The sequence below is a fragment of the Flavobacterium sp. GW821-FHT11G01 genome, from assembly GCF_058808175.1.
Genome location: NZ_JBXARK010000007.1, coordinates 315,075 through 323,543, shown reverse-complemented (window position 1 = coordinate 323,543; position 8,469 = coordinate 315,075). Strand labels below are relative to the sequence as shown.

The 8,469-nt window shown below is 33.7% G+C and carries 7 protein-coding genes; 6 read left to right on the top strand and 1 reads right to left on the bottom strand.

The genetic code is table 11. The features are described from left to right. Window positions 1-192 precede the first annotated feature (192 nt). From AC1RRN_RS14705 to AC1RRN_RS14680, 6 genes are all read left to right on the top strand, one after another. Window positions 193-1,467: a sugar isomerase gene (locus tag AC1RRN_RS14705; RefSeq protein ID WP_492968020.1), complete on the top strand. Its 1,275-nt coding sequence runs from the start codon at window positions 193-195 to the stop codon at window positions 1,465-1,467. A gap of 158 nt (window positions 1,468-1,625) precedes the next feature. Next, window positions 1,626-2,987, top strand: a complete 1,362-nt coding sequence (locus tag AC1RRN_RS14700; protein ID WP_492968019.1) for an FGGY-family carbohydrate kinase — start codon at window positions 1,626-1,628, stop codon at window positions 2,985-2,987. A gap of 167 nt (window positions 2,988-3,154) precedes the next feature. After that, a complete protein-coding gene (locus tag AC1RRN_RS14695; protein WP_492968018.1) occupies window positions 3,155-3,892 on the top strand; it encodes a (Fe-S)-binding protein in 738 nt (245 codons plus the stop codon). Between the two features lie 136 nt (window positions 3,893-4,028). Beyond that, complete coding sequence (locus tag AC1RRN_RS14690; protein WP_492968017.1) at window positions 4,029-5,399, top strand: glycoside hydrolase family 28 protein; 1,371 nt, start codon at window positions 4,029-4,031, stop codon at window positions 5,397-5,399. 37 nt (window positions 5,400-5,436) lie between these two features. Beyond that, entirely contained in the window at window positions 5,437-6,837 is a 1,401-nt protein-coding gene (locus AC1RRN_RS14685; RefSeq protein WP_492968016.1) for a lactate utilization protein B, read from the top strand. Then, window positions 6,830-7,417 carry a LutC/YkgG family protein gene (locus tag AC1RRN_RS14680; protein ID WP_492968015.1) on the top strand — a complete coding sequence of 196 codons (588 nt, stop codon included), beginning with the start codon at window positions 6,830-6,832 and terminating at the stop codon, window positions 7,415-7,417. Before AC1RRN_RS14685 ends, AC1RRN_RS14680 begins: the two co-directional genes overlap by 8 nt. A gap of 108 nt (window positions 7,418-7,525) precedes the next feature. Here AC1RRN_RS14680 and AC1RRN_RS14675 read toward each other — a convergent pair whose 3' ends face one another. Next, a complete protein-coding gene (locus AC1RRN_RS14675; RefSeq protein WP_492968014.1) occupies window positions 7,526-7,762 on the bottom strand; it encodes a hypothetical protein in 237 nt (78 codons plus the stop codon). Window positions 7,763-8,469: the final 707 nt, after the last annotated feature.

The window sequence follows — 8,469 nt, the reverse complement described above, 5'->3', positions numbered from 1 at the left end:
AAAAATAGTTTTTTTTAAGTTTGTTTAAGCAAAAGTGGTTTTTTGTGAATTTAACGTCCGACAGCCCTCGGACGTTAGATTTTTTTTAGATGAAGAAATTATTAAACAAACAAGATTGCATAAAATAGGTTAGTTAAACAGGAATGCATTGTATATATTTATCGATTGTAATTCCATTAAAAGAAAAAGAATATGTTAATTGGAGCAAACAAAATAGAATCTCATAATGATGAGTTATTAAAAAAACACCAAAATAAATTTGCTTTTACAGCATCAGAAATTGGTGAAACAGAATCAATTATTCAAAAATTAATCGATTTTCAAATCGCAATTCCATCTTGGGCTTTAGGAACAGGAGGAACAAGATTCGGACGTTTTCCTGGAGGAGGAGAACCACGTTCTTTAGAAGAAAAAATCGAAGATGTAGGTTTGCTTCATGCTTTAAACAATGCTTCCGGAGCGATTTCGTTACATATTCCGTGGGATATTCCAACAGATCATAATGCGATCAAAGCTTTGGCAGCACAACATAACTTAAAGTTTGATGCTGTAAACTCTAATACTTTTCAGGATCAGACAAGTCAGGATTACACCTATAAATTCGGATCATTACAAAATGTAAATAAAGCAGTTCGCAAACAGGCAATTGCTCATAATATTGAAGTCATTCAACAAGGAATTGCTTTAGGCTCAGAATCGTTGACCGTTTGGTTGGCGGATGGATCTTCTTTTCCGGGACAATTAAATTTCCGTCGTGCTTATCAAAATACATTAGAAAGTTTAGAAGAAATCTATGCTGCATTGCCTTCAAACTGGAAATTATTTTTAGAATACAAATGTGCTGAACCTAACTTTTATTCTACTACCGTTGCAGATTGGGGACAATCTTATTCTTATGTAAAAAAATTAGGAGACAAAGCACAGACATTAGTTGATTTAGGACACCATTTGCCAAATGCTAATATCGAGCAAATTGTTTCTTTATTATTAATGGAAGGAAAATTAGGTGGTTTCCACTTTAATGATTCAAAATATGGAGACGACGATTTAACGGCTGGAGCTTTAAAACCATACCAATTGTTCTTGATTTTCAACGAATTGGTTGAGGGTATGGATGCAAGAGGAATGAATCACGCTAAAGATTTAGGCTGGATGATCGATGCTTCTCACAACATAAAAGATCCATTGGAAGATTTATTACAATCAGTTGAAGCGATTATGATTGCTTATGCTCAGGCTCTTTTAGTTGATAGAAAGGCATTAGAAACTGCACAAGATGAAAATGACGTAGTAAAAGCACAGGAAATCCTGCAAAATGCTTTCCGTACAGATGTTCGCGCTTTAGTTGCTGAAGCTCGTTTACGTTCTGGTGCAGCATTAAATCCGGTTGCATTATATCGTGGTCTTGATGTTAGAAAAAATCTAATTGGAGAAAGAGGATTAAAAACAATAGCTACAGGATTATAATAATTATGAGTTATGAATTATGAGTTATAAGTTAATAAACAATTGTTGATTATATTGATTGTTTAATGTCACGACAAAAAGACCTGGCTTAATAACATTTTATTCTTCGGACAAAATCATAATTCACAATTTAGAATTCACAATTTACAATTAACTAAATGAATGTAGTTGCAATTTTTGATATCGGCAAAACAAACAAAAAAGTATTTTTATTTGATGAAAATTATAGAATTGTTTGGGAAAAATCAGTAAATTTTGATGAAACTGTAGATGAAGACGGTTTTCCTTGCGAGGATATTGACTTACTCAAAAACTGGATATTTGAATGTTTATCAGAAATAAAAAATCTGACAAACTATGTTTTAAAAGCAATAAATTTCAGCACTTACGGAGCTAGTTTTGTTTATATCGATGAAAATGGCAAAAGTTTGACGCCTTTGTATAATTATCTAAAAGATTATCCGGAGGAATTAAAGCAGGGATTTTATAATAAATATAAAGGAGAAGAAGTTTTTGCAGTAAAAACAGCTTCTCCTGTTTTAGGAAGCCTTAATTCCGGAATGCAGATTTACAGGCTAAAAGAAGAAAGACCGGAACTTTTTGATAAGGTTAAATATTGCCTGCATTTGCCGCAATACCTAAGTTTTCTTTTAACTGGCGAAGCCTATTCTGATATTACGAGTATTGGATGTCATACGAATCTTTGGAATTTTAAAAAGATGAAGTATCATAAATGGCTGAAAAAAGAAGAGATAATTGATAAGATTCCACCGCTTCATTTTGGAAAAGATATCATCAAAAAAGAAGACGGTTTGGCTGTTGGAGTAGGTTTGCATGATAGTTCGTCAGCAATAATTCCGTACACGATCAACTTTACAGAACCTTTTGTTTTATTATCAACAGGAACCTGGAGTATTTCATTGAATCCTTTTAATAACAGACCTTTAACTTTTGAAGAATTAAAATACGATTGTTTGTGTTATATGCAATATACGGAGAAGCCTGTTAAAGCAGCCCGTTTATTTTCAGGTAACGAACATGAAATACAAGCCAAAAGACTGGCAGAGCATTTTAATGTGCCGTTTGATACTTTTAAAGATGTTTATTTTGATAAAAAAACAGTATCAAATTTAAGAGCATTAAATTTCCAGATTGTTTATCCAAAGAAATATGATTTTGATATTCTTAAAGAATGTCCATTTCAAAAAAGAGATCTGAATACTTTTAAAAATTATGAAATTGCATACCATCAGTTGATGCTGGATCTTGTTGAACAACAGGTTTTTTCGACTAATTTAGTGATTCATAACAGCCCTGTAAAGAAAATTTTTGTTGATGGAGGATTCAGTAAAAATTCAATTTTCATGAATTTATTAGCAGAAGCTTATCCTGATGTAGAAGTGTATGCCGCATCAATGGCGCAGGCAAGTGCCTTGGGAGCTGCATTGGCAATTCATCAAAACTGGAATCCAAAACCAATTCAGAACGATTTAATTGATTTGAAGTTTTATAAGCATTAATAACCTAAAAGATAATAAAATATTTCACGCAGATTTTACAGATTTAGCAGATATAATTGGATAATAATCTGCGTACATCTGCTTAAATCTTTCTAAATCTGAGTGAAAAACCATTTAAAACTTATAAATATTTACTTTTATATGTTTTAAGAAAAATTACCAAGAATATGAAAATCGGATTATTTATACCGTGTTACGTCGACCAGTTTTATCCAAAAGTTGGTATTGCAACCTATGAACTTTTACAAAAATTAGGCTGTGATGTTCATTTTCCGATGGGACAAACCTGTTGCGGACAACCAATGGCAAACAGCGGTTATCAATATTTAACGAAAGGCTGCGATGCCAATTTTATAGCCAATTTTACTGGTTTTGATTATATCGTTTGCCCTTCAGGAAGTTGTGTTTTACATGTGAAAGATCATTTGCATGACGAAAAAAACGAAGAAGTAGCGACTGAAATGCGAAAAAAGGTTTTCGAATTAACAGAGTTTATTACTGATATTCTGAAAGTAGATCATATAGACGGAAACTTTCCATACAGAGTCGGAATGCATACCAGCTGCCACGGACAACGTGGTTTAAAGCTTTCGCAGATGACCGAATTAAATGCACCCTTTTTCTCGAAACCGGAACAATTACTGCATAATATAAAAGGACTCGATTTGGTTTCTTTAACCAGAAAAGATGAATGTTGTGGATTTGGAGGTACATTTTGTGTGACCGAAGAAGCGGTTTCAGTCAAAATGGGACAAGACCGAATTAAAGATCATGAAAATCATAATGTTGATTTCATTACAGGAGGAGATATGTCTTGCCTAATGCATTTAGAAGGAATTCTGAAAAGACAAAAAAGCAAGGTAAAAACGATACATATTGCTGAAATATTAAATACGTTGGTATAAAAAATGCCCACGGATTAAACGGATTTAAACTGATTAGCACAGGTTTTTAATCCCTATTTTGTCTAAAACATATTAAAAATAAATCCGTGTACACTAGTTCAAATCCGCAAAATCAGCGGTCATTTAAAAAGTAATCATGAAAAAAATAACGCTTTGTTTTGCATTAGTCCTCTCGCTTGTTTTTTTATCCTTTAAAAAAGACAAGTCTGGCGTGACTTTGCAAGAAGTTGTAGTGAAAGCTCCTTTTGAAATGCCGGTTATAAAAATCCCTGATTTTAGCAAATGCGAAGAATTCTCTATTGTTGATTTTGGAGCTGTTAAAGGTGATAAAGAAAAAACGTCAGAAGCTATCAATAAAGCGATTGCAAAAGCCAATAAAGCCGGCGGAGGAACAGTTGTAATTCCGGAAGGAGAGTGGCTAACCAAGAAAATCCACTTTAAAAGCAATGTAAATTTACATTTGAATAAAGGCGCTGTTTTGCTTTTTTCAGAAGATCCAAAAGATTATCTGCCTGCAGTTCGTTCAACTTGGGAAGGATATGAATGTTATAATTATTCGCCGTTGATTTATGCTTATAAATGTAAAAATATTGCCATTACAGGCGAAGGCGAGTTGAAAGCTAAAATGGATATTTGGACCAAATGGTTCGCACGTCCAAAAGCGCATATGGAAAGCCTGAAAAGATTATATTATCTGGCTTCTTATAAAAAACCTGTAGAAGAAAGACAAATGGTAAATGATACGGCAAATTTGCGTCCTCATTTTATTCAGTTCAATCGTTGCCAAAATGTTTTAATGGATGGTGTTAAGATAACTAATAGTCCGTTTTGGACAATTCATCCGTTTTTATCAAAAGATGTCGTAATCAGAAACCTTCAGGTGTATGCTCACGGACATAATAATGATGGTGTTGATCCTGAAATGTCTCAAAATGTATTGATCGAAAATTGTGTTTTTGATCAGGGCGATGATGCTATTGCAATTAAGTCGGGATGTGGTATCGATGCCTGGAATTTGCATACGCCTTCAAAAAACATTGTAATGCGCAATTGTACCGTAAAAAACGGGCATCAATTAGTAGCCATCGGAAGTGAACTATCTGGTGGAATAGAAAATGTTTTTATTGATAATTGTACTGTCGTGGACGGAGCAAAACTGAATCATCTTTTATACATAAAAACAAATGAAAGAAGAGGCGGATTCGTGAACAATATTCATATGACGAATATCACATCAGGTAAAATTGATGCAGGAATTTTGGGAATTGAGACCGATGTTTTATATCAATGGCGTGACTTGGTTCCGACGATTGAACGCAAATTAACTCCGATAAAAAATGTGTATCTGGAGAATATAAAAGCAACAAATGTGAAGTTTATTTCGAGAATTTTAGGTCAGAAAGAACTTCCTGTAGAAAATATATTTCTGAAGAATATCCATGCAGATGCGATTCAGGGAAATGAAAATATTCATGAAAACGTGTTGAATTTCGAGAATAAAAATTAATTATAAAACCCACAGTTTTATAGTAAAGTATAAAAAGATGTCTTCAAAAAAAACAATAGAACACAGCGAAGCCGCAACGCGTTTTAATAAAGATGTAGAAAGGGTAAACTGGCATGATGAAACGCTTTGGTTTGTTCGTGAAAAACGAGATAAATCGGCACATCAGATTCAGGATTGGGAATTGCTTCGTGAAACCGCTTCTCAAATCAAAAATAACGTGCTGGCAAATATGCACGATTATTTAAGTGATTTTGAAGCAAATGCTCAGAAAAACGGAATCATTGTGCATTGGGCTGCCGATGCAAAAGAACATAATGAAATTGTGCATTCGATTTTGCAAAAGCATGATGTAAAGCAAATGGTGAAATCAAAATCAATGCTTACAGAAGAATGTCATCTGAATGATTATTTAGCAGATAAAGGCATCGAAGTTATCGATTCTGATTTAGGAGAATATATTGTTCAGCTCCGTAAAGAACCGCCAAGCCATATTGTATTGCCGGCAATTCACCTTAAAAAAGAAGATGTAAGTGAAACTTTTCATGAACATTTAGGAACCGAAAAAGGAAATTTTGATCCTCAATATTTAACCGAATCGGCGAGACGTGAACTTCGTGATACGTTTTTAACACGTAAAGCCGCTTTAACCGGAGTCAACTTTGCGATTGCCGAAACTGGCGAATTTGTAGTTTGTACCAACGAAGGAAATGCTGATATGGGTGCCCATTTAGCCGATGTACACATTGCGTGTATGGGATTCGAAAAACTGATTCCACAACGCAAACATTTAGGTGTTTTTCTGAGATTATTAGCCAGAAGCGCTACAGGACAACCGATTACTACTTTTTCAAGCCATTTTAAAAAACCAAGAGACGGTAAAGAAATTCATATTGTCATTGTCGATAACGGCAGAAGCACACAGTTAGGAAGACCCGATTTTAGAAACTCTCTAAAATGTATTCGTTGTGGTGCTTGTATGAATACGTGTCCGGTGTACAGAAGAAGTGGCGGACATAGTTATCATAATGCGGTGGCAGGACCAATTGGTTCTATTTTAGCGCCTAATTTAGACATGAGCAAAAATGCCGATTTACCTTTTGCAAGTACACTTTGTGGTTCCTGCACAAACGTATGTCCGGTGAAAATTGATATTCACGATCAATTGTATAAATGGCGTCAGGTTTTGGTGAAGGAAGGTCATACGCCAACTTCAAAAACTATTGCGATGAAAACCATGGCAACAGTTTTGGCAAATCCAACGGTATTTAATTTAGCTGGAAAATCAGGAAGATTTGTAATGAAAAATATTCCGGGATTGGTGAACAATAAAATGAACAAATGGTACGATCAACGCGAAATGCCAGACGTTCCGGAGGAATCTTTTAGAGAATGGTACAAGAAAAATTCAAGGGAATCTAAAGCTAAAAAAGATGAGTAGTAAAGCTGAAATTTTAAATAAAATAAAACAAAGTCAACCGAATCTAACTGCTGAATTACCTGATTTAAATGTATTGGGTTCAGAACAGTTTGATGTGTTGGAAGCTTATAAAACGGTATTAAAAAACATTGGCGGAAATCCTATTGAAGTAGCCAATTATGATGAAATATTAGTTTATATAAAGAACAATTATCCACTCGAAAAACGAATTATAACGACAATTCCGGAGCTTTCTGAAATCGCTGTTTTAGATTGGAAAAATGACGATCCGCATTCGCTTAAAGATGTTGAATTAACGGTTATAAAAGCCCATTTTGGAGTAGCCGAAAATAGCGCACTTTGGGTAACAGATGACATTTTAGGACAACGTGTGGCACCTTTTATAACTCAATATCTGGCTATTATAGTAAATAAAAATGACTTGATTCCGACAATGCACCAGGCTTACGACAGAATTGGAAACCAGGAATATGGTTTCGGAACTTTTATTGCTGGACCTTCTAAGACTGCCGATATTGAGCAGTCTTTGGTTTTGGGTGCGCATGGAGCCAGGGGATTGGTTGTGTTTTTGATGGAGTAAAAAACTTCGTATAAAAATGATTTCTCTTTAAACAAAAAATGCGCAAAATATCTTTTGCGCATTTTTTGTTTCGGGATATGCATTTCTTTTAGATCGCGATTTCATTAATTAACTGTTCGTGGCCGCGCTTCCGGTGCTTCCTGCACCTCCTGAATTATCGTTTCCGCCTTCTTCAAATTGCTCAGGATCATAACGGTTAGGATCGGTTCCTTCTTCATCTCGCTCGTCATCCCAATCTCCCGTGTTGGCATTTTCACGTTCATCATTATTAGTGGTGTTATTTTGCTGGCTGTGATATGGACATCTTTTAAGATCTTCGCTGCTGTAATTGTTTGAATTTTCCATGATTTAGATATTTAATTAATAGACTTAAAATTAAGTTTATAACTATTAAATTTCTTATACTTAAATTGGGATTCGTTATCAAATTTACATTCGGACATAATATGGAATAGTTTAGTTTAAAGTCTGAGACTTTATGAGGTTTCCGTTTTTCAATTATATTTGTTTAAAATGAGATCAAAAAAGAAATATCATAAACCAATGATAAAGACAATTTATTTTTCACATATTTTTTCAGTAATCACTTTACTAATATTTATTCCTTCAATGAAATTTGACGGAATAACAGTAACATTGTTTATTGGATCAACTTTACTAAATATAATTTCACTTTATATATTAACGTTTAAAAGAACTGCAATAGATAAAAGCAAATTTTGGTTTTTTTGTAATGGACTGATTAATGCTTCTTTTATTTGTTTAATGTTATATATAGCATTTATGTGTTATTTATTGATGTATCGATAATTTGTTGTAATGTAAAAATGTGGTTTTTGCCCCACTCCCCGCCAATATGAGTGTCTCAATTCTTATGCAAATTATGAATGAGATGAAAAATAAAAATTAAAATATATGATGTACGCCTATTATATAATGGGAATTACGTTTATAATTTACACTTTAGTAGATATTAAGAAAAAACCAAATGATACAGTATTTAATAGATATTATAATTCCAAATACTATAGAGTTGTGATACTTATAACATT